The following is a 20,348-nucleotide window of genomic DNA, read 5'->3' on the forward strand; positions in this document are numbered from 1 at the left end:
GGAGTCGATCGGCTTGAGCAGCTCGGTCGATCGGCCCCCGGCCGATCCGACCGCCCCATCCGGAAGCCGGCTCAAAGGCGATCTCGCACGCCCTGGCGGAGCCAGGGCCAAAAATACAGTTGTTCATTTTCCGACCACGCGCCGGACCCCGACCGGGCACGCCCCGGCCCGCTGGCGTCCCCATCATGAGTCGCCCTTCCCCCCGACCCAGGAGGACTCATGATCCGCAAGCGGATCGTGGCCGCGCTCGCCGCGGCGACGCTGGCCGCCGCCGGCGTGGTTACGGCGGCCGTGACGAACACCGGTGAACCGGACGTGGCGCCCGCCGCCGCGGCCGTGCCGGCGTTCGACCACATCGTGCTGGTGATGTTCGAGAACAAGAAGGCCTCGTCCATCACCTCGTCGGCCGCTCCGTACTTCACGTCCTTGGCAAGCCAAGGCGCGAAGTTCACCAGCTCCTTCGCCATCACCCACCCGAGCCAGCCCAACTACGTCGCCCTGTTCTCCGGCGCCACCCAGGGCGTCACGAGCGACTCCTGCCCCGCCAACCTCGGCAGCAAGGCCAACCTCGGCCAGCAGCTGATCGGCGCCGGCAAGACGTTCAAGGGCTACTCGGAGTCCATGCCGTCCGACGGTTACACCGGCTGCTCCAGCGGCACCTACATGCGCAAGCACAACAGCTGGGTGGACTTCTCGAACGTCCCGGCGGCCAGCAACGTCCGCTACTCCAGCTTCCCCACCGACTACACGAAGCTGCCCACGGTTTCCTTCGTGACGCCGAACATGTGCAGCGACATGCACGACTGCTCGATCGGCACGGGTGACACCTGGCTCAAGAGCCACCTCGACTCGTACGCGCAGTGGGCCAAGACGCACAACAGCCTGCTGATCGTCACGTTCGACGAGGACAGCGGCACCTCGGTCAACCAGATCTACACCACGTTCGTCGGCGCCCACGTGAAGCCGGGCAGCTACTCCGAATCCATCAACCACTACACGGTCCTGCGCACCATGGAGGCCTCATACGGCCTGCCGGGTATCGCGGGCGCGGCGAGCAAGTCGCCGATCCTCGACGTCTGGCAGTGATCCCTCCCGCGGGCGCGTCCACTGTGGACACTTTCGGCACAGTGGGCGCGCCCGCGGGCTCCAGAAGGGCGCGTGGCGTGTACCTCTCCACCATCGGCCGCAGCGAGCACAAGGTCTCCCGAGGGAAGATCGCCGCGAACGTGCTCGCGCTCGGCACCGTCAGCCTCGTCACGGACATCTCCTCGGAGATGGTCACGGCGGTGCTGCCCATCTACCTCGTCCTCAGCCTGCACCTGAGCCCCGCGATCTACGGCCTCGTCGACGGCCTCTACACCGGCGCGACGGCGCTGCTGCGGCTCGTCGGCGGCTACCTCGCCGACCGCGTGAGCCGGCGCAAGGCCATCGCCGGGATCGGGTACGCGATCTCGGCCGTCGCGAAGCTCGGACTCGTCGCCGCCGGGGCGTCGGCGGGCGCGATCGGCGCGGTGATCACCGCCGACCGCACCGGGAAGGGCCTGCGCACCGCCCCGCGCGACGCGCTGATCACCTTGTCGGCGCCGCAGGACATGCTCGGGCGCGCGTTCGGCGTGCACCGCGCGATGGACAGCGCCGGCGCGTTCGCGGGACCGCTCGTGGCGCTGGGCGTGCTCGCGCTGGTCGGCGCTTCGAGCACCGACGCGTTCGACGCCGTGTTCGTCACCAGCTTCTGCATCGCGGCGATCGGCGTGCTGCTGCTGATCCTCTTCGTGCGGGACCACCGCACTCCCCGCCCGGCCACGGGCACGGTGTCCCCTCGCGCGGCGGCAGCGTTGCTGAAGTCGGCGCCCGTGCGGCGGCTGCTGATCGCCGCGTGCGTGCTCGGGACGGCGACCATCGGCGACGGTTTCGTCTACCTGCTGCTGCAACGCCGGGAAGACATCGGCACGGGCTGGTTCCCGCTGCTGGCCGTGGGCACGAACCTCGCCTACCTCGTGCTGGCCGCGCCGCTCGGCTCACTGGCCGACCGGTTCGGGCGGCTGCCGGTGGTGCTCTGCGGCTACGGCGCGCTGGTCGTGGTCTACCTGCTGCTGGCCGGGCCGGTGTCGGGCTGGCCGCTGGTGGTGCTGTCGCTCGCGCTCTACGGCGCGTTCTACGCGGCCACCGACGGCGTGCTGATGGCGCTGGCGGGACCGGTGCTGCCGGAAGCCCTGCGCACCACGGGCATCTCGCTCATCCAGACCGGCCAGGCGGTGGCGTACTTCGTTTCCTCCGCGATGTTCGGGCTGGCGTGGCAGGTGTGGGGCATCGGGCCGTCGATGGCCGTGGCGGCGGGCGCGGCCGTGCTCGCGATCGTGGTGACGTTCGGACTCCTTCGGAAGGCGCGATGAAAACGCGGATCTTGGTGGCAGTGGCGGGCGTCGTGGTGCTGGTCGCCGCGGCGGCGGTGTACGTCGGGATGGCGGCGGCGCGCAACCGCGATGTCGCGGCCACCGGCACGGTGTCCCTGGCTCCCGGCCCGCGGCTGCTCGTGCGCAGCACGGCCGACGCCTCGCGTGGCCACGTCGTCACGGTGTCGATCACGGACCCGGGCGGCCCGCGCGCGGTGTCTCCGGTGACGTGCGCGCGCGTCTACGCCGCCGCGGGCACCGGCCTGTGCCTGCGCCAGGACGGCGACCTGACGACGTACCAGCTGGCGGTGCTCGACTCCGGGCTCACGTCGAAGCGCGAGATCCCGCTGGTCGGCCTGCCCAACCGCGCGCGCGTCTCGCCGAGCGGCAACCTGGTCGCGTGGACGGTGTTCGTCACCGGCGACTCCTACAACGGCGGCGTGTTCTCCACCCGCGCCGGCATCCTCGACACGCGCACGGGCGAGCTGGCGCCGTCGCTGGAGGACTTCGCGGTGACGCTGAACGGCAAGCCCTACCAGGCCGTGGACCTCAACTTCTGGGGTGTCACGTTCACCCGCGACGACCACACCTTCTACGCCACGATGTCCACGGCCGGGCACCGCTACCTCGTGCGCGGCGACTTCCGGGCGCACACGATCGTGTCCATCCGGGAGAACGTGGAATGCCCCTCGCTGTCGCCGGACAGCACGCGCATCGCGTTCAAGTCGGCCATCGACGACGACCCCGCGAAGGGCTGGCGCCTGTCGGTGCTCGACCTCGCGTCGGGCCGCGTGACGCCGCTGGCCGAGACCCGCAGCGTCGACGACCAGGCGGCGTGGCTCGACGAGCGCTCCGTCGCGTACGCCATTCCGCGCGGCACCCAGCACTCGGATGTCTGGACGGTGCCGGCCGACGGCAGCGGAGTGCCGCGCGTGCTCGTGCCGGACGCGGAGTCGCCGGCGGCGCTGGGCTGATCGTCGCCCGGACCCCGACGAGTGTCAGACTTGTCCGGAACAGCGGATCTGACACCGAGGGAGAGCGATGAGCACGGAGCCGGACCCGGCCGACGTGCTCGCCGCGGAGCTGGCCGCGCTGCGTGCGAGCGCCGGCAACCCGTCGTTCCGCAAGATGGCCGAGCGCTCCGGCTGCATCTCCCACACCACCTTGCACGAGGCTGTGAAGGGCACGCGGTTCCCGTCGTGGGAGACCACGCGGGAGTTCGTGAAGGCGTGTGGCGCGGACGAAGAGCCGTGGCGGGCGCGGTGGGTGGAGCTCAAGGGCGTGCCGCCGGTGCCGGAACCCGTCGCGGTCGCCGCGCAGGCCGCGCCGGGTCCTGCCGAGCCTCGCAGTCCCGAGCCGGACGTCGAAGGTGTCCGCCTCGCCCCGCCGCCGCGCAAACGCTCCACCCGGCGGAACGCGCTGGTCGTGGCCGCTGCCGTGATCGCCGTGCTCGCGGCGGTGGCCGCGTTCGTCATCCCCGGCAAGCTGAGCACCCCGGCGGGCGACGCGAGCGCCCGCGTCCCCGGCGACAACACCAAGTTCATCGCCGACGTGACGGTGCCCGACGGCACGGCGGTGCACGTCGGCGTGACCGTGCAGAAGGTGTGGGAGCTCGAGAACTCGGGTTCGGTCCGCTGGCACGAGCGCTACCTGCAGCGCATGGACCTGCCGCCCGCGCCGGGCACCTGCCGCACGCCCGACCGCGTGCTGATCGGCGACACCGCACCCGGCGAGCACGTGATGATCAGCGTGCCGGTGACGGCGTCGGACGCGCCGGGCCGCTGCTGGATCGGCTGGAAGATGGTCGACGCGGCGGGCACGGAGTTCTTCACGACGAAGCGTCCGGTGTACGTGCTGGTGACCGTCGTCCCCTGACGCTGTCAGATTCTGTAAGACCTGGTCAGGTCGGTACCGAACACCCCGTTCCCGCCGGAAAATGGATCGCAGCGAAGGCGTGCCTCCCCCGTCTTCGACGGATTCTGGGGGTCGGTCCGTGGGGTGGCCCGGGCGAAGGGTGCCCCACGGACCGCCGATTTCACGCCGTGCGGCGGAATGTGCTCCGGTAGGCGCTGGGCGGCACCCCGAGCGCGCTCTGCAGGTGCTGGCGCAGCGACGCCGCCGTGCCGAAGCCGCAGTCGGTCGCGATGCGGTCGATCGGCAGGTCCGTCTCCTCCAGCAGCTGCCGCGCGCGTTCCACGCGCTGCTGAGTGAGCCACTGCAACGCCGAGATTCCGACCTCCTCCCGGAAGCGCCGCGTGAACGTCCGCACGCTCATCGCCTCCTTCGACGCCAGATCGCGCAGCGTCAGCGGCCGGTCGAGGTGCTCCAGCGCCCACGCCCGCGCGGCGCCCGTCGAGGCGGCCTGCGGCTCGGGCACCGGGCGGCGGATGAACTGCGCCTGCCCGCCCTCGCGGTGCGGGGAGACGACGGTGCCGCGCGCGACCTCGTTGGCCACGGCCGCGCCGAAGTCGCGCCGGATCAGGTGCAGGCAGAGGTCGATGCCGGACGCGACGCCGGCGGAGGTGAAGACGTTGCCGTCTTCGGTGTAGAGCACGTCCGGGTCCAGCTTCACGCGCGGGTACTCCAGCTGGAAATCACACGCCGAACGCCAGTGCGTGGTCGCGCGGCGGCCGTCGAGCAGGCCCGCGGCGGCGAGCACGAACGCGCCGGTGCAGATCGACGCGATGCGCGCGCCGGGGCGGATGCGGTCGATGGCGCCGGCCAGCGCCGGCGGGTACTCGCGGCCGGTGGGCTCGTACTCGAGCGACGACGCCGGGATCACCACCGTGTCGGCCTCGGCGATCGCCTCCGGCCCGACCGCGACGGGGATGACGACGTCGGAGTCGGTGCGGACGTCGCCGGGCTCGGGCGTGCAGGTGACCACCTCGTACAGCGGCTCGCCCTCGGCTGAGCGCGCCTGGCCGAACAGCCGGTGCACGATGCCGAGCTCCATCACGAGCATGCCGTGGCGCACGAGCACCGCCACGTGGTGCCTCTCCGGGTGCCGAAAAACGGACATGGCCGGATTCTTTCACAGGTTGTCCATCGGGCCACTTTTCCCGAGCCAAGCCGGGAGCGACCCTGACGACATGAACGTCCTCTGGCTCTTCGCCCACCCCGACCCGCACTCCCTCGGCGGCGCGCTGCGCGACGATGGCCTGGCGACGCTGCGCGCCCTCGGCCACGACGTGCGCGAGTCGGACCTGTACGCCATGCACTGGAACCCGGTCGTCGACGAAATCGCGACGGTTCCGGACGACGTCCGCGCCGAACAGGCCAAGCTGACTTGGGCCGATGCCGTGGTCTTCCAGTTCCCGCTCTGGTGGTACGGCACGCCCGCCACGCTGAAGGGCTGGTTCGACCGCGTCTTCGTGAAGGGCTACGCCTACGACGTCCACCGCCCCGACGGCCGCCCCGCCCGCTACGGCGAAGGCGCGCTGGCCGGCAAACGCGCACTGGTCGTCGTGACCACCGGCTCGCCCGCCCCGGCCCTCGGCCCGCGCGGCGTCAACGGCCCGCTGCCGGACCTGCTGTTCGGGCTGCAGCACGGCACGCTCTTCTACACCGGCATGTCGGTGCTACCGCCCTTCGCCGTGTACGACGCGGACCGCATGACGGCGTGCGCGTTCGCTTCAGCCGCTTCCGGTCTCCGTTCGCGGTTGCGGGATCTCGCATGCACGGAGCCCCTCCCGTTCCGCCCCCAGAACGGCGGCGACTACGGCCGTGACCTGGTGCTTCGGCCCGAAGTCGCCCCCGGCCGCTCAGGCCTGGACGTTCACCTCGGCTGAGGGCTGCCGGATCACCTCGACGACGCTGGCCACACCGTGCTTTCCGTGGCCCTTCGCGACCGCCCGGTCGAACAGCGCACGCACCGCCGCCGGCACCCGTGCGTCGAGACCCTGTGACGCCTCGACGAGGTGCGCCAGCCCGCGCACGTTGATGTCCACAGAGGACACCTCCGTGCGGTAGTCCCCTGACGCCACCGCCTCTCCGAGCCGCGGCAGGTTCGCCCCCACGGCGTCGAGCCAGCCCGTCGCCACCGGCGTGAACCGCTCCGGCGCCACACCCTCGCCGCCGACCGCCGAAGAGAAGCCGGGCCGACGGCGTGCCGATTGCCTGCGGCAGGGCCCTGATCACGCCGTCGACGTAGGTAATGCCGCGCTGCGAAGCCCACTCTGCCGTGGCACGGGCTTCGGCGGGCGTGCCGGAGGTCAGGTTCACCAGCGTCGTCCCGGCGGGGAGCCGTTCGAGCACCGGCCGCTGGGTGTTGTATGTGGACAGACAGGTGACGACGACCTCACGTGCCTCGGCGGGGTCGGCCAACACGGCGAACCCAGCGGCCTTCCCGGGGCGTGCGGTTCCACACGGTGACGTCGCACCCGGCGCGCCTGAACGCCGCCGCAAGCGCCGAGCCCATCCGCCCCAGCCCGAGCACGCTGACCTGCTTCGGATTCCTTTCCATGGCACCGATGCTGCGGGGTGGCTTTACTGGGATCTCAAGCGCAGCGTGGCGGGGATCAGCGAGAAGATGCTGATCCAGTCGTTGCGCGAACTGGAGCACGACGGGATCGTGCACCGCGAGGCCTACACCGAGATCCCGCCGCGCGTCGAGTACTCGCTCACCGAGCGCGGGCAGGCGCTCAACACCGCACTGCTGAGTCTCGGCGAATGGGGGCGAGACGAACATGCACCACATCGCCACCACCCGAGGCGCGCTGCCCGCGCGCGGTCGCTGACGCCTACCCGGTGAAGAGCGACGCGGCCGACTTCATGGCCGTGTCGTCGGCCAGCACGTCGCCGGGCCTGCTCCCGTTGCCCAGCAGCACACCACCCCAGTGCATGCCCAGATACGCGGCGGTCTTCTCCAGCGTGCCCACCAGCGGGTCGGCCTGCTCGGGCCCCTCGCTCAGCACGCTGACGCCCCACAGCGTCTTGCCCTTCATCCGAGCCTTGAACTCCGCCCCCGGCACCCGCATCCACCCCGACCAGTAGTCCAGGTACAGCTTCACGCTCGCCGCGACCGAGTACCAGTACACCGGCGAGGCGATCACCAGGTCCGTGGCCGCGAACGTCGCGTCCATCAGCACCTTCTCGTTGCCCGCCGGCTCCGGGTGCTCACCGAAGCCGTGCCGCCGGTCCTCGAACGCGGGCAGCGGCACCTCCGGCAGCCGGATCCACGTTTGCTCGTGCTGCCGGGGGATCTCCCTCGCGGCGCGCCGGGCCAGCATCTCCGTGTTGCCCCCGGCGCGAGCGGCTGCCGCCAGGAACAAGAAGCTCCGATCCATCACGATCTCTCCCCGGTCAGATCTATGCATGTGCATTCAAATGTTGTCACTGCATGTACTCTGTCGTCAAGGGGAGGGCCGATGAGCAACGACGAAGACGCCTGGGGCCGGCTGCTCCTGCTCCACACCCGGGTCGAGCAGGAGCTGGCGAAAGCCTTGCAGCGCAAGCACGGCATCGGGTTGTCCGAGTACCGGGCGCTCGGCAAGCTGGCCGCGGCGCCCAAGGGCGAGCTGCGGATGCAGGAGCTGGCCGAGGCGGTGGGGCTGAACCAGAGCTCGGTGAGCCGCATGGTCGCGCGCCTCGAGGACCGGGGCCTGAGCGTCCGCGATCTCTGCGAAGACGACCGCCGGGGCGTCTACTCCGTGATCACCGAAGCGGGCCGCGCCCGGCACGCCGAGGTCGAGACGACCTACCGCACCACGCTCACGGCCGCGCTCGACAAGGCGGGCGCCGACCCGTCACTGGCGGCCGCGATCGCGTCAGTCCGAACCGCCTGACGCCGACCCCCTCGACAAGCTCAGCCCAGCGCGCGGTTGTACGGCGCGAACCGCCGCGCCGCTTCGCCCGGCAGCGACCGACCGCCGTGGACCAGACGGGGGGCCGGGCCGATCGGCAGCAGCCCCGACGCGCGGCACCACTCGGAAAGGCCCGCCTGGGCCAGATCCACGTCCACCCGGATCCGCCCGCCGGCCGCCCGCGCGATGCCGCGGACCAACGCCCGGGCCTGCTCCTCGTCCGGCGCGACCACCGGACCGATCACCGTCACGCCGTCCAGCACCGTGCCCAGAGCGAACCCGTCGTCGGTCACGTGGACGTGCTCGGCCTCGAACAGCAGCCGGTCCAGCAGCGCTTCTCGCGCAAAGCCCTGCGCGCCGGCGTCGAGCGAGTACACCCGGGCCACATCGGCCGGTGTGATCGGCCGCGAAGCCGGACCACCGTCGTCGGCGAGCACGCCGATGTGGCCTTCGCAGCCGCCGTCGACCACGAAGCCCAGCGACTCGTACAGCCGCAACCCGAAGTCGCTCGCGTGCAGGAACACCGTGGCGTCGCCGGCGGCCTCGACCGCTGCGGAGGTCACGCGGCCGCCCAGGCCCTGACGTTCGTGCCGAGCGGCGACCACGACCATCGAGATCGACGCGACCGGTCCCGTCTCGACCAGGATCGAGGTGGCGGCGAGCCCGCCGTCGGGGGAGTCGATGCCGAAGCCGCGGCCGACGTCGAGCAGGATCGACCATTTGCGGTGCTCCCGCGGCCAGTCGCGGTCGGCTCCGAGATCGAGGCAGGCGGACAGGTCGGCGGGCCCGAGCGGGCGGACGGGAAGCACGCCGCCAGCCTATGCCCGGGGAGGCGTACGCCACACGCGAAGCGACCTGGCGGTAGCTAAGCTCCGCTTCATGAGCAGTGCGACGCAGCCGCTCGGGACTCCGCCCGAGGAAGAACCGGACATCCACACCACGGCCGGCAAGCTCGCGGACCTCTACCGCCGCTACGACGAGGCCGTGCACGCCGGATCCGAGCGTGCCATCGAGAAGCAGCACGCCAAGGGCAAGAAGACGGCCCGCGAGCGCATCGACCTGCTGCTCGACGAGGGCTCGTTCGTCGAGCTCGACGAGCTGGCGCGCCACCGCTCCACCAACTTCGGGCTGGAGAAGAACCGTCCGTACGGCGACGGCGTGGTCTCGGGCTACGGCACCGTCAACGGGCGGCCCGTGTGCGTGTTCTCCCAGGACGTCACGGTCTTCGGCGGCGCGCTCGGCGAGGTGTACGGCGAGAAGATCGTGAAGGTCATGGATCTCGCGATCAAGACCGGCTGCCCGATCATCGGCATGAACGAGGGCGGCGGCGCGCGCATCCAGGAAGGCGTGGTCTCCCTCGGCCTCTACGCCGAGATCTTCCGCCGCAACACCCACGCGTCGGGCGTGATCCCGCAGATCTCCCTGATCATGGGCGCGAACGCCGGCGGGCACGTCTACTCCCCAGCGCTCACCGACTTCGTGGTGATGGTCGACGAGACCTCGCAGATGTTCATCACCGGCCCGGACGTCGTGAAGACCGTGACGGGCGAGGACGTGACCTTCGAGGAGCTCGGCGGCGCGCGCACGCACAACACCAAGTCCGGCGTCGCGCACTACCTCGGCTCCGACGACGAGGACGCGATCGCCTACGTCAAGGAACTGCTGTCGTACCTGCCGCAGAACAACCTGTCCGAGCCGCCGGCCTTCGAGCCGGGTGAGCCCGCCGGGTTCTTCGACGACGTGACCGACACCGACCGCGAGCTCGACACGATCATCCCCGACTCGCCGAACACGCCGTACGACATGCACGAGGTCGTCACCCGCGTGCTCGACGACGGCGAGTTCCTCGAGGTCCACGAGCTCTTCGCGCCCAACATCCTCGTGGGCTTCGGCCGCGTCGACGGCCAGAGCGTGGGCGTGGTCGCGAACCAGCCGACGCAGTTCGCCGGCTGCCTCGACATCGCGGCGTCGGAGAAGGCAGCGCGGTTCGTGCGCACGTGCGACGCGTTCAACATCCCCGTGCTCACCTTCGTGGACGTGCCCGGCTTCCTGCCCGGCACCGACCAGGAGTGGAACGGCATCATCCGCCGCGGCGCGAAGCTGATCTACGCCTACGCGGAGGCCACGGTCCCGCTGGTCACCGTGATCACGCGCAAGGCCTACGGCGGCGCGTACGACGTAATGGGCTCCAAGCACCTCGGCGCCGACGTCAACCTGGCCTGGCCGACCGCGCAGGTCGCCGTGATGGGCGCGCAGGGCGCGGCGAACATCGTGCACCGCAAGACACTCGCGGCCGCCGCGGCCGAGGGGCGTGACGTCGACGCGCTGCGCGCCGAGCTGATCCAGGAGTACGAGGACACGCTGCTGAACCCGTACGCCGCCGCCGAACGCGGGTACGTCGACTCGGTGATCGTGCCAGCGCACACGCGCGGCCACATCACGAAGGCGCTGGCGCTGCTGAAGACCAAGCGCGAAACGCTGCCGCCCAAGAAGCACGGCAACATCCCCCTGTGAGGTCTCCCGTGAGCGATCGCCCCTTGCTCCGCGTCGTCCGCGGCAACCCGGACGACGCCGAACTCGCCGCGCTCACCGCTGTTGTCGCGGCGGTGGCGGCGTCTTCGGGTGGCTCGCCCGCGCCCGAGCGGCGGACATCGTGGTGGAACGACCGCGCGACGCGGCTGGGCACGATGCCGCAGCCGGGCGACGGCGCGTGGCGGGCTTCGGCGCTGCCGCGCTGACCCGCGCGCGGTCCCCGCGAGCACGGCGCTGAACTGCGGTCGGCCGAGCCGAACCCGGGGTGAGCGTGCGGTCGGGCGACATAGAATTATGTTGTGGCACAACGTCCTCATGGGCGTCATCGGCCACGCCGTCCATCCCGCAGCGCATCTGGCGGACCCGCACAGCCCTGTGGTCCGAGTCGAGATTCTCGGTGACCTCGCCTTCTCGATCACCGACGACCAACTCTGCCCGGCCGAGCGCTGCCGCGTGCCGGAATACGGCTACTTCGCATCGCTGCTGGACCCAGACCGATGGACACTCGCGGCCGCCTCAGTGGGGAGCAAACGGACCGTCGTCGAGGTGGCGGGACGGTTGCGGCCTGCGCCAGGAACTCATAGGCCTGCACCCGGTCGGATCGCCCGAGTCGTTCACCGCATCCCACGGGGCGGCGCGCGACCGGAACGATCGAGTTGGATCCCGACTGCCTTGGCTCGGACGCCGAGTCGCGGGCCCGGGAACCATTCGGTGCACCCACCGCACCCAATGTGGCATTCGGTGCGTTCAACGCAACCAACGCCGCGTTGAGGCCGGGCGTCAGATGCCCGTGCAACCGTTCACGACGCGGTCGGCCAGCGCGTCGGTGAACTCGCGCGTGACCGGCGCGCCCGTGACCAGCACGCGGTAGTGGACGGGCCCGATGGCCTGCTCCACCAGGCAGTCGAGCTCGGTGTCGGCGGGGAGTTCGCCGCGGGCGACCGCGCGTTCGAACGGCAGCCGGTCGCGTTCGTGCTGCCCGTGGATCTGCTCCGCACGCAGCCGCGCGGCCAGCTCCGGGTCGTGCTGTGCCTGGCCGATCAGCGCGCGGAACACCGCGCCGGCGTCGGCCGTGGTCAGGAAGGTCGCCACAGCCGCAAGGTGCTCCCGCAGGTCGCGGCGCAGGTCGCCGTGGTCGGGCGGCACGAGCTCCTCGGCGAGGTCGTCGCCCAGCGCGTCCAGCAGGATGTCCACTTTGGACGGCCACCAGCGGTAGATCGTCTGCTTCGCCACGCCTGCGGCCGCCGCGATCCGCTCGATCGTGAGCCCGGCGAAACCGTGTTCCACCAGCAGGTCGTCGGCGGCCTCCAGCACGGCGCGGCGTGCGTCTTCGCTGCGGCCGTAGCGGTTCCCGTGATGCCGGCGCGTGTCCGGTGCAGTGGTGTTTCCCACCTCGGCGAGCCTAATCGGCTTCTAGACAAGACGCAACGTCGCGTCTAGCGTAGGCCGCGGCAAAAGGGGGTCACTCGACATGTGTTCCGCGTGTGGCGTGCCGACGCACGTCCTGGAGGAAGGCGGCGGGGACGGCGCCGTCGCGACCGCGCCGCGCAAGTTCGCCGCGCTGTACAACAGGGACTGCCGCCCGTACCTGTTCGGCGCGGCGCTGGCGATGATGGCCGACAACATCGAGCACGTCATCACGTACTGGGTGCTGTGGGAGAAGTTCCACTCGCCCGCGCTCACCGGCTTCGAAGTGATCAGCCACTGGGTGCCGTTCCTGCTGTTCTCGGTGTACTTCGGCGGGCTGGCCGACCGGCACGACTGCCGGCGGATCATCCAGGCCGCGCAGGTGTTGTTCATGCTCGTGTCGGCACTGTGGGGCGTGCTGATCCTCACCGACATGCTGCAGGTCTGGAGCGCGTGCGTGCTGCTGATCTTGCACGGTGTCGCGGGCGCGGTCTGGGGTCCGGGCGAACAGCTGATGCTGCACGACTTCGTCGGCCCGTCCGAGCTGCCGAGCGCGGTGCGGCTCAACGCGACCTTCCGCAGCCTGGGAATTCTCTTCGGCCCGGTCGTCGGGTCGGCACTGCTGCTCGGGCTGGGGCCGGTGGCGGGGATCTTCGTGAACGTCGCGTTCTACCTGCCGCTCACGATCTTCTTGTTCCGCACCAAGTTCACCGGCCACACGCGCGACGGCGGCATTGTGGCACGGCCGCGCGTGGGACTGTTCGACTCGGTGCGGGTACTGCGTGAGGTCGGCGCGAACCCGACGATGGTCGGGATGATCATCCTGGCCGGGCTCGGCGCGTTCTTCGTCGGCGCGTCCCTGCAGAGCGCGATGCCGATCTTCGCTCAGGACCTGGGCGCGGGCAGCGCCGGCACGGCGTACGGCGTGCTGCTGTTCGCCAACGGCGCCGGCGGCGTGCTCGGCGGCATCCTGCTGGAGGCGACGGGCCGGATCAAACCGAGCGTGTTCGCGGCGGTGGTCAGCACGGCGATCTACGGGTTGTCGAGCCTGTTCTTCGCGATGACGGCGAGCTATCCGCTGGCGCTGGTGCTGCTGGTGATCGGCGGCGTCGCGAACCTGGCGTCGATGTCGATCGGGCAGACGGTGGTGCAACTGCTGGCGAAACCGGCCGAACGCGGGCGGGTGATCGGGGTCTACAACGTCTCCGCCAACGGCCTGCGCGCCGGGAGCGGGTTCACCGTCGGCCTGCTCGGCGCGGCGGTGGGGGTGCACTGGTCGCTGGGGTTGAGCGCGGCCGCGCTGACCGTGGGCACGGGTATTTCGGGCTGGTACTCGCTGTGGGGGAAGCGGGCGCGGGAGGCTCGGAAGCAGCTGCAGCACGTGGCCGACTGAGGTTCTGGAGTCCTTTCGGTGCCCGCCGCCCCTTGCCCGGCGGGCACCGTCGTTTGCGCTGGTCACGCACAGCGACCGCGGTTTTGTCGGTGCCGCCGGTTACGGTGTCTTGGTCGGGTCCAAGCCTTGCCATCACCGTGCGCGACAGCGCGCTCACCAGCGCAAATCACACTGGACCCGCCAGTGCGCGAAGTCGTATAGTCCCATTGCATATAGTCCACATGGAATAACCACGCCGGACCACTCGAAAGGATCAACAGCCATGGTTGCGGCGAAGCTGACCGCTCTGGGGGTGGCCGTGCTGGAGCTTCTCCACGAGAAGCCGATGCACCCCTACGAGATGGCTCAGCTCATGCGCGAGCGCTACGTGGACCAGCGCGTGAAGCTGAAGGCCGGGTCGCTCTACCACACCGTGGAACGGTTGCAGCACAACGGTTTCGTCGAGATCGTCGACACCCAGCGCGACGGTCGGCGGCCTGAGCGGACCGTGTACGCGATGACAGCGGCCGGCAAGGACGTGTTCGAGCAGCGAGCTCGGGAAATGCTGGGCGACGTCGCCCAGGAGTACCCGGAGTTCCTCAGCGGGCTGGCGGTCATCGACGACCTCGGCCGGGACAAGTCGCTGGCCGAGCTGGAGCATCGCCTCACACTGCTGCGCGCGAGCGTCGCGGCGGACCAGGTGATGTTCGAGAACGTGCGGGACAACGCGGTCCCCGAGATCTACTGGCTCGACTTCCGCTACGCGGCCGCCCACCGGGCTTTCGAGCTCGAGTGGTGCGAACGCCTGCAGGCCGATCTTTCCTCAGGGCGCATCCGGTTCCAGGACGAGAAGCCCTCCCTCAGCCTCATCACCAAGGAAAATCATGAACGCAAGACAAGCTAACCCTTGGGCCGCGCTGAGCGCGTTGTGCCTGGGGTTCTTCATGATCCTGCTGGACACCACCATCGTGTCCATCGCCGTGCCGAACATGCTGAACAAGCTCAACACCGGCTTGAACTCCGTGGTGTGGGTGATCAGCGTCTACCTGCTGACCTACGCCGTGCCGATGCTGTTCACCAGCCGCCTTGGCGACCGCTTCGGGCCGAAGCGCGTGTTCCTCGCCGGCCTGGTCGTGTTCACGGGCGCGTCGCTGTGGTGCGGCCTGTCCGGCAGTGTCGAGATGCTCATCGCGGCGCGCGCCGTGCAGGGCCTCGGCGCCGCGCTGATGACGCCGCAGACGCTGGCGTTCATCACGCACCTGTTCGCGCCCGCCAAGCGCGGTCCGGCGATGGGCGCGTGGGGCGGCGTCGCCGGCCTGGCCACGATCGCGGGCCCGCTGCTCGGCGGCGTGCTGGTCGACCACCTCGGCTGGGAGTGGATCTTCTTCGTCAACGTGCCGATCGGCGTGATCGCCATCGTGCTGACGGTGCTGCTCGTGCCCGACTGGCAGCCGAAACACGCGCACGCCTTCGACTTCATCGGCATCTTCCTGTCGGCGGCCGGGCTGTTCTGCCTGGTGTTCGGCGTGCAGAACGGCCAGCAGTACGACTGGGGTACGGTCTTCGCCGGCATCACGGTGTTCGAGTTCATCGGCGCCGGCGTGGTGCTGCTCGTGGCGTTCGTGCTGTGGCAGAAATACAACCGCCGCGAACCGCTCGTGCCGCTCGCCGTGTTCGGCAACCGCAACTTCTCCGCGGGCACGCTCACGGCCACCACGGTCGGCTTCACGATGACCGGCATGTTCCTGCCGCTGATCATCTACATCCAGACGGTGCTCGGCCTGAGCCCCACGCTCGCCGGTGTGCTGACCGCGCCGATGTCGCTGCTGTCGGGCGTCATCGCGCCGTTCGTGGGCCGCGCGTCCGACCGCATCAACGGCAAGTACCTCGTGATGGGCGGGCTTTCCCTGCTCGCGCTGGGCATCGGCATCATCGCCGCGCAGGCCCGCCCGGACACCAGCCCGTGGGCGCTGATCCCGGCGCTGCTCGTCTGCGGTCTCGGCATCGGCTGCATCTTCTCGCCGATGAGCAACCTGACCATGGCCTCGGTGCGGCCCCAGCTCGCCGGTACCGCGTCGGGCATCTTCAACACCGCCCGCCAGGTCGGCGGCGTCCTCGGCAGCGCGGCCATCGGCGTGCTCCTGCAGGCCCGCATCAGCGCCTCCATCGCCGACGAGGCCACCACCGCCGCGGCGCAGCTGCCCGAGCAGTACCGCCAGCCCTTCGCCGACGGAATCGCCCACGCCGCCGCGTCCACCGGCGAGTTCGGTTCCTCCGCCGGCCGGGCCGCGCCCATCCCGGGCCTCCCCGCCGACATCGCCGCCCAGGCGGGCCGCCTCGCCTCCGAAGCCGTCCACAACGGTCTCACCGACGCCGCCCGCGCCACGCTGATCCTGCCGATCGCCGTGCTCATCCTGGGCGTCCTCTCGGCGGCCTTCCTGCGCCGCGTGACCCCCCGCCCCGCCCCGACGGCCACCACCCCGACCACGTCGGAAACCCCGGTCACCGCCTGACTCGGCAGGCACGCCAAGCCTCGTGAGCGCGGGCTTCAACTGACGCTCGCGAGGCTTGGCGAGGGCGCAACTCGAGCGGCTCTCGTCCCATCCGCGCCGGCGGAGCGGTAATCGCGTGTCGAACGGCGTCAGCCGCCCGATACACCTGCCACCATCAGGCCTCGGGATTCGGTTTGCGTCGAGACGGCGGCAGCCGCTGGGCTGTGAGTGTGCGGGTCGGTCCTCACCGGCTCCAGGGCTCACAAGTTAATGGCGGAGAGCACAGCTGGAGAACGACTCAAAGGCTCGCGGGCCGCACGCCGTTCGCTGGAGTAGCCGCCCCCTGCTGTCAGGTCGGTGGGCTCAGCTCGACGCTGCCATGAGGACGTGCAAGACACAGATCTTCATCGCGGATGTCGAGGGTGGCAGCGAGATTCATGATCAGCAGAGCAATGCGCAGCGCCGAAACCCGGCTGAGCGCCGGGCTCAACCCACCAAGCCGGATCACCTTAGCGGCGCGAGGCCGCACCGACCTATCCCCGCCTGCCGGACCGGTCGCGTCCTCCGTGGCCTCGGCCGCCGCCGGCCAGCGAGCGTACGGGCCGGTTCTCGCCGACGCCAACCAGCCCACACTCACGGGACTTGGCCAGTACGGCCGAAAAGACGTGCTGCCCCTCGGCCTCCGGTGCGGGAGCCGGGGCCGAGGGGCGGCACGTTTACCGCGGGAGAGAACGTCGAGGGGTCAGCAGTCAGGTGCGGCTGGGGCCAACCGGCCGGTCACCGGCACAGCTCACCCGCGCACAGGCGGGGAGCTCTTCAGCGCCTCAGAACCACCAGCACGAACAGGGTCGCGGTGTTTCGGCGCGCGCAGGCGTGCCCACCACGCGGAGCGCAGCCTGGTCGGCGGCGTGGATTCCATCACCCGGACCGTCATGCGGCACCGTGGTCCTTCCCGGCATCTGCCTTGATACCGTCGAGACGAGCTGAGGTCGATATGTTGCGAGCAACAACAAACTAGCTCCACGATCGGGTGTTGCAGGTCACAATTCGGCAACGCTCGCTACGCGCGGTAGCTTTCACCCGTGCGTCTCGTACTTGCTTCCCAGTCCCCCGCCCGTCTTGCGTTGTTGCGCGCCGCCGGGCTTGAGCCGAGTGTCGTGGTGTCCGGCGTCGATGAGGACGCCGTGGCGGCGGCGCTTACCGATCCGGCGCCCGATGAGCTCGTGATGGCGCTCGCCGCGGCGAAGGGCAACGCCGTGTTCGCCGAGGTGGCCGGTATCCACTCCGACGCGGTGATCGTCGCGTGCGACTCGATGCTGTCGATCGGCGGCGAGATGGTCGGCAAGCCCGGCACGCCGGAGGTCGCGCGGCGGCGGTGGGAGGTGATGGCCGGCAACTCCGGCGAACTGCTGACCGGCCACGCCGTCATCCGCGTCGAGAACGGTCACCGCACCAAGGAAGCCGCCGGCACGCAGCGCACCACCGTCCACTTCGGACGGCCCAGCGCCGAGGAGCTCGACGCCTACATCGCCACCGGCGAGCCGCTGCAGGTGGCGGGCGCGTTCACGCTCGACGGGCTCGGCGGCTGGTTCGTCGAGGGCATCGAGGGTGACCCGTCGAGCGTCATCGGGCTCAGCCTGCCGCTCGTGCGCCGCCTGCTGACCGAGGTCGGCGTGAGTGTCGTGGATCTCTGGACGCCTCCCACATCCTGAGAAGACTTTCACTCCACCGAGTGATCGAAGAAAGTTCATGTTCGGCCCGGTTCGGGCCTGAACGGGAACTTTCGACCTCTGGGGTGGCTTCGTGTCCTTCCTCCGCGCGTACACCAAACCTCGAGTCTTCGCGGCCGCGGTGATCGGCTCGCTCGTCGTGGGCGCGGCGCTCGGCGTCCTCGCCCGGACGACGAGCGCCACAACGCTGACCAACGTCCTCCACGAAATCGGCGAAATCTTCACGACGCTGCTGCAGATCGCGGTGATCCCGCTGGTCTTCACAGCGATCGTGGTCGGCATCACCAGCCTGCGCGGCCTCGGCGGCGGGCGCACGGCCGCGCGGCTCGGCGGCCGGACAGTGCTGTGGTTCGCCATCACGTCGTTCATCGCCTCGCTGATCGGCATCGCGATCGGCAAGCTGTTCAACCCCGGCGCCGGCGGCCTCGGCGCGGGCATCGCGGCCACGGCGAAGAACGCCGACAAGGCCGCCAAGAGCGTGAGCAGCTGGGGTTCGTGGGACTCCTTCATCGACGGGCTGCTCCCCCAGAACTTCTTCTCTGCCTTCACCGACGGCAACACCCTGCAGGTGCTCTTCCTCGCCGTGCTGATCGGCGCCGCGGCCTACAGCCTGGGCGACAAGGCCAAGCCGTTCGTCGACTTCACCACGAGCGTCTTCGAGATCATCCAGCGCTACCTCGGCTGGATCGTGCGCCTGGCCCCGCTCGGCATCGCCGGCCTGATCGGCGCCGCCGTGTCCAACTACGGCGACGCCCTCTTCCGCCCGCTGCTCTCCACCACGGCCGCGGTCTACGTCGGCTGCCTGCTGGTGCTGTTCGTCGTCTACCCGATCCTGCTGAAGTTCGTCGCCAAGATCAGCCCGGCGACGTTCTTCGCCAAGGCCGGCACGGCGATCCAGTTCGCGTTCGCCTCGCAGTCCTCCGCCGCGACGCTGCCGCTCACCCGCCAGGCCGCGGTGAACCTGGGTGTCGAACCGTCCTACGCCGCCTTCGCCACCCCGCTCGCCAGTGCGACCAAAATGGACGGTTGCGCCGCCGTTTTCCCCGCCATCGGCACCATCTTCATCGCCAACCTTTCGGGCGTGCAGCTGAGCATCGGGCAGTACGTGGGCATCGTGGTGGTCGCCGTGCTCGGCGCGCTCGCCACCGCGGGCACCACGGGCTGGCTCACCGCACTCACGCTCACCACCGCGTTCATCGGCCTCGACGCCAAGCAGGTGGCGCTGGGCATCGCGCTCATCTACTCCGTGAACCCGATCATGGACATGATGCGCACGGCCACCAACGTCGCCGGTCAGATCGTGGTCCCGACCATCGTCGCCCGCGCCGAAGGCCTGCTCGACGACACGGTGCGCGACACCCCGGCCCCCAAGGTCCAGGCCGAGCCGGTCAGTGCTTGACCAAATCGCCTGACCAAATCGCCTGACCAAATCGCCTGACCAAGCAGCCTGATCCGACGCGACGGCGGCTGGGCAACAGCACCAGCCGAACTCAGCCGCCGTCCGCACACGGCCGCAGCTCCGAGGCCCGCACCTCAACCTGCGGCCACCCCCTCAGATCCGACGGCGACGCCACCTTCTTGGTACAGCCGAGCTCCATACCGTTGAGCTGGTAGACCTCGGCGAGCACCGGCGCGGCCTGGCACTTGGGCGTGCCCGGTGTCGCATCCGGACACTCGTGCCGCACGACGATCACGTCGGGCCGGCCGTCGGTGTCGACGTCGAAGAGCGAAAGCGTGCCGGCATCGGCGAAGTAGGGCTTCCCGAAGTCGCGCCACACCCCGCCCGAGCCGACGAGCAGCTCGCCGAACGCGCCGCCCGCGCCGTCGCCCCCGCCGACGTCGCCGGTCACGAGGCACGCCGACGTCTCCCCCGCGATGCAGCGCAACGACTCCGCGGTGAGCTTCGCCCCCATCGTGGTGATCGCGAGCTCGAACTCCGTGCCGGGCTGCGGCCCCACTTGCACGCGCCCCCAGCCGCCGGACGCGTCGGAGAGCAGCACGACCGGGGTACCGCCCACGGTCATCGCGGCCAGCTGGCGGCACGCGCCGCTGCCGCAGGTCGCCGCGGTGGGCGCCGCCGGCTCCAAGCTCACGGGCGGAACGCCGGGCGCGCCGTCGGGTTTCGGGCGCAGCACGACGACGACCACCAGCGCCGCCACCGTCACCACGGCGGCGAGCACCGCCGTGAGCAGCGCGGACCGCGGGGTCCGGGTCGGCGAGATCCGCATATCCGAGACTGTAGGCGACCTTGCAGACGGTGGCCGTCTATGTTGTTCCGGTGACGAACCCCAATCTCCCCCCGGCGCTGTACCTGCCGACCGGCCCGGTCTCCGGGACCACCGACGGCGGCACCGGTGCCAACATCGAGCTGCGCCGCACCCCCGACGGCCGCGTGGCCCTGGTCGCGTTCACCGCGCTCGACCGGCTGATCGACTGCTGCGGCGAGCACCAGCCGTGGATCATGATCAACACCGAGCACCTGCCGAAGATCCACCAGGTCAACCCCTACGACGTGATCGTGCTCGACTCCGAACTCCCGGTCGAGCTGCGGCACACCGCGCGGGTATAACGAAACCACCGGGTGGTCCAGCTCTCATCCCAGCGGGTAGTGCGGTCCGTAG

General features: G+C 70.3%; 23 protein-coding genes. 15 read left to right on the top strand and 8 right to left on the bottom strand.

Translation table 11 applies throughout. The features are described from left to right. Positions 1-219: 219 nt before the first annotated feature. The 4 genes from AB0M56_RS28975 (at position 220) to AB0M56_RS28990 (ending at position 4,268) form a co-directional block, all read left to right on the top strand. On the top strand, positions 220-1,086 hold the full coding sequence (locus AB0M56_RS28975) for an alkaline phosphatase family protein (protein ID WP_364181436.1): 867 nt from the start codon (positions 220-222) through the stop codon (positions 1,084-1,086). A gap of 77 nt (positions 1,087-1,163) precedes the next feature. Next, complete coding sequence (locus AB0M56_RS28980) at positions 1,164-2,393, top strand: MFS transporter (RefSeq protein WP_364181842.1); 1,230 nt, start codon at positions 1,164-1,166, stop codon at positions 2,391-2,393. Continuing rightward, the gene (locus AB0M56_RS28985; RefSeq protein WP_364181439.1) at positions 2,390-3,367 is read left to right on the top strand and encodes a hypothetical protein; all 978 of its coding nucleotides are present in this window, start codon (positions 2,390-2,392) and stop codon (positions 3,365-3,367) included. The genes AB0M56_RS28980 and AB0M56_RS28985 overlap by 4 nt, the downstream gene beginning before the upstream one ends. 67 nt (positions 3,368-3,434) lie before the next feature. Then, positions 3,435-4,268, top strand: a complete 834-nt coding sequence (locus tag AB0M56_RS28990; protein ID WP_364181442.1) for an NBR1-Ig-like domain-containing protein — start codon at positions 3,435-3,437, stop codon at positions 4,266-4,268. 160 nt (positions 4,269-4,428) lie between these two features. Here the strand turns inward: AB0M56_RS28990 and AB0M56_RS28995 are convergent, their stop codons facing one another. Further along, positions 4,429-5,412, bottom strand: coding sequence for a helix-turn-helix domain-containing protein (locus tag AB0M56_RS28995; RefSeq protein ID WP_364181444.1), 984 nt, complete (start codon positions 5,410-5,412; stop codon positions 4,429-4,431). Positions 5,413-5,482: 70 nt separating this feature from the next. Here AB0M56_RS28995 and AB0M56_RS29000 point away from each other — a divergent pair, with 70 nt between their 5' ends. Continuing rightward, complete coding sequence (locus tag AB0M56_RS29000) at positions 5,483-6,181, top strand: NAD(P)H-dependent oxidoreductase (protein WP_364181447.1); 699 nt, start codon at positions 5,483-5,485, stop codon at positions 6,179-6,181. Here AB0M56_RS29000 and AB0M56_RS29005 read toward each other — a convergent pair. Continuing rightward, positions 6,155-6,457 (bottom strand): hypothetical protein, encoded by a 303-nt coding sequence (locus tag AB0M56_RS29005; protein WP_364181450.1) that lies wholly within the window; start codon positions 6,455-6,457, stop codon positions 6,155-6,157. The two genes, AB0M56_RS29000 and AB0M56_RS29005, sit on opposite strands and share 27 nt — an antisense overlap. A 233-nt stretch (positions 6,458-6,690) precedes the next feature. Beyond that, on the bottom strand, positions 6,691-6,855 hold the full coding sequence (locus AB0M56_RS29010) for an NAD(P)-binding domain-containing protein (RefSeq protein ID WP_364181844.1): 165 nt from the start codon (positions 6,853-6,855) through the stop codon (positions 6,691-6,693). Here AB0M56_RS29010 and AB0M56_RS29015 point away from each other — a divergent pair. Further along, positions 6,844-7,143 (top strand): winged helix-turn-helix transcriptional regulator, encoded by a 300-nt coding sequence (locus AB0M56_RS29015; RefSeq protein ID WP_364181846.1) that lies wholly within the window; start codon positions 6,844-6,846, stop codon positions 7,141-7,143. The genes AB0M56_RS29010 and AB0M56_RS29015 overlap by 12 nt on opposite strands. Here AB0M56_RS29015 and AB0M56_RS29020 read toward each other — a convergent pair. Next, positions 7,133-7,678, bottom strand: coding sequence for an NAD(P)H-dependent oxidoreductase (locus AB0M56_RS29020; RefSeq protein ID WP_364181452.1), 546 nt, complete (start codon positions 7,676-7,678; stop codon positions 7,133-7,135). The genes AB0M56_RS29015 and AB0M56_RS29020 overlap by 11 nt on opposite strands. Before the next feature lie 81 nt (positions 7,679-7,759). On the opposite strand from AB0M56_RS29020, the gene AB0M56_RS29025 reads away from it, so the two are divergent. After that, a complete protein-coding gene (locus tag AB0M56_RS29025; RefSeq protein ID WP_220246315.1) occupies positions 7,760-8,176 on the top strand; it encodes a MarR family transcriptional regulator in 417 nt (138 codons plus the stop codon). A 20-nt stretch (positions 8,177-8,196) separates the two neighbouring features. On the opposite strand, the gene AB0M56_RS29030 is transcribed toward AB0M56_RS29025, so the two are convergent. Continuing rightward, entirely contained in the window at positions 8,197-9,003 is an 807-nt protein-coding gene (locus tag AB0M56_RS29030) for a GNAT family N-acetyltransferase (RefSeq protein WP_364181455.1), read from the bottom strand. A 70-nt stretch (positions 9,004-9,073) separates the two neighbouring features. Here AB0M56_RS29030 and AB0M56_RS29035 point away from each other — a divergent pair, with 70 nt between their 5' ends. Beyond that, the gene (locus AB0M56_RS29035; protein WP_220246313.1) at positions 9,074-10,708 is read left to right on the top strand and encodes an acyl-CoA carboxylase subunit beta; all 1,635 of its coding nucleotides are present in this window, start codon (positions 9,074-9,076) and stop codon (positions 10,706-10,708) included. Between the two features lie 8 nt (positions 10,709-10,716). After that, entirely contained in the window at positions 10,717-10,932 is a 216-nt protein-coding gene (locus tag AB0M56_RS29040; protein ID WP_364181459.1) for an acyl-CoA carboxylase subunit epsilon, read from the top strand. 574 nt (positions 10,933-11,506) lie between these two features. Here AB0M56_RS29040 and AB0M56_RS29045 read toward each other — a convergent pair. After that, the gene (locus AB0M56_RS29045) at positions 11,507-12,118 is read right to left on the bottom strand and encodes a TetR/AcrR family transcriptional regulator (protein WP_364181462.1); all 612 of its coding nucleotides are present in this window, start codon (positions 12,116-12,118) and stop codon (positions 11,507-11,509) included. A gap of 97 nt (positions 12,119-12,215) precedes the next feature. On the opposite strand from AB0M56_RS29045, the gene AB0M56_RS29050 reads away from it, so the two are divergent. From AB0M56_RS29050 to AB0M56_RS29060, 3 genes are all read left to right on the top strand, one after another. After that, positions 12,216-13,526 (top strand): MFS transporter, encoded by a 1,311-nt coding sequence (locus tag AB0M56_RS29050; RefSeq protein ID WP_364181465.1) that lies wholly within the window; start codon positions 12,216-12,218, stop codon positions 13,524-13,526. 262 nt (positions 13,527-13,788) lie between these two features. After that, on the top strand, positions 13,789-14,409 hold the full coding sequence (locus tag AB0M56_RS29055) for a helix-turn-helix transcriptional regulator (protein ID WP_364181468.1): 621 nt from the start codon (positions 13,789-13,791) through the stop codon (positions 14,407-14,409). Beyond that, the gene (locus AB0M56_RS29060; RefSeq protein WP_364181471.1) at positions 14,390-16,018 is read left to right on the top strand and encodes a DHA2 family efflux MFS transporter permease subunit; all 1,629 of its coding nucleotides are present in this window, start codon (positions 14,390-14,392) and stop codon (positions 16,016-16,018) included. The genes AB0M56_RS29055 and AB0M56_RS29060 overlap by 20 nt, the downstream gene beginning before the upstream one ends. A gap of 328 nt (positions 16,019-16,346) precedes the next feature. Here the strand turns inward: AB0M56_RS29060 and AB0M56_RS29065 are convergent, their stop codons facing one another. Beyond that, positions 16,347-16,487, bottom strand: a complete 141-nt coding sequence (locus tag AB0M56_RS29065; protein WP_364181474.1) for a hypothetical protein — start codon at positions 16,485-16,487, stop codon at positions 16,347-16,349. A gap of 592 nt (positions 16,488-17,079) precedes the next feature. On the opposite strand from AB0M56_RS29065, the gene AB0M56_RS29070 reads away from it, so the two are divergent. Next, complete coding sequence (locus AB0M56_RS29070) at positions 17,080-17,709, top strand: nucleoside triphosphate pyrophosphatase (RefSeq protein ID WP_364181477.1); 630 nt, start codon at positions 17,080-17,082, stop codon at positions 17,707-17,709. 91 nt (positions 17,710-17,800) lie between these two features. After that, positions 17,801-19,126 (top strand): dicarboxylate/amino acid:cation symporter, encoded by a 1,326-nt coding sequence (locus AB0M56_RS29075; protein ID WP_364181480.1) that lies wholly within the window; start codon positions 17,801-17,803, stop codon positions 19,124-19,126. Positions 19,127-19,217: 91 nt separating this feature from the next. Here the strand turns inward: AB0M56_RS29075 and AB0M56_RS29080 are convergent, their stop codons facing one another. After that, a complete protein-coding gene (locus AB0M56_RS29080; RefSeq protein WP_364181482.1) occupies positions 19,218-19,955 on the bottom strand; it encodes a hypothetical protein in 738 nt (245 codons plus the stop codon). A gap of 50 nt (positions 19,956-20,005) precedes the next feature. Here AB0M56_RS29080 and AB0M56_RS29085 point away from each other — a divergent pair, with 50 nt between their 5' ends. Further along, on the top strand, positions 20,006-20,296 hold the full coding sequence (locus AB0M56_RS29085; RefSeq protein WP_285970436.1) for an SAV_915 family protein: 291 nt from the start codon (positions 20,006-20,008) through the stop codon (positions 20,294-20,296). Positions 20,297-20,348: the final 52 nt, after the last annotated feature.

Source organism: Amycolatopsis sp. NPDC051372 (genome assembly GCF_040682095.1).
Classification (GTDB): domain Bacteria; phylum Actinomycetota; class Actinomycetes; order Mycobacteriales; family Pseudonocardiaceae; genus Amycolatopsis.

Coding starts and splice junctions, on each gene's coding strand:
- AB0M56_RS28975 (WP_364181436.1), top strand. CDS start 220: ATGATCCGCAAGCGGATCGTGGCCGCGCTCGCCGCGGCGACGCTGGCC.
- AB0M56_RS28985 (WP_364181439.1), top strand. CDS start 2,390: ATGAAAACGCGGATCTTGGTGGCAGTGGCGGGCGTCGTGGTGCTGGTC.
- AB0M56_RS28990 (WP_364181442.1), top strand. CDS start 3,435: ATGAGCACGGAGCCGGACCCGGCCGACGTGCTCGCCGCGGAGCTGGCC.
- AB0M56_RS28995 (WP_364181444.1), bottom strand. CDS start 5,412: ATGTCCGTTTTTCGGCACCCGGAGAGGCACCACGTGGCGGTGCTCGTG.
- AB0M56_RS29000 (WP_364181447.1), top strand. CDS start 5,483: ATGAACGTCCTCTGGCTCTTCGCCCACCCCGACCCGCACTCCCTCGGC.
- AB0M56_RS29010 (WP_364181844.1), bottom strand. CDS start 6,855: ATGGAAAGGAATCCGAAGCAGGTCAGCGTGCTCGGGCTGGGGCGGATG.
- AB0M56_RS29020 (WP_364181452.1), bottom strand. CDS start 7,678: ATGGATCGGAGCTTCTTGTTCCTGGCGGCAGCCGCTCGCGCCGGGGGC.
- AB0M56_RS29025 (WP_220246315.1), top strand. CDS start 7,760: ATGAGCAACGACGAAGACGCCTGGGGCCGGCTGCTCCTGCTCCACACC.
- AB0M56_RS29035 (WP_220246313.1), top strand. CDS start 9,074: ATGAGCAGTGCGACGCAGCCGCTCGGGACTCCGCCCGAGGAAGAACCG.
- AB0M56_RS29055 (WP_364181468.1), top strand. CDS start 13,789: ATGGTTGCGGCGAAGCTGACCGCTCTGGGGGTGGCCGTGCTGGAGCTT.
- AB0M56_RS29060 (WP_364181471.1), top strand. CDS start 14,390: ATGAACGCAAGACAAGCTAACCCTTGGGCCGCGCTGAGCGCGTTGTGC.
- AB0M56_RS29080 (WP_364181482.1), bottom strand. CDS start 19,955: ATGCGGATCTCGCCGACCCGGACCCCGCGGTCCGCGCTGCTCACGGCG.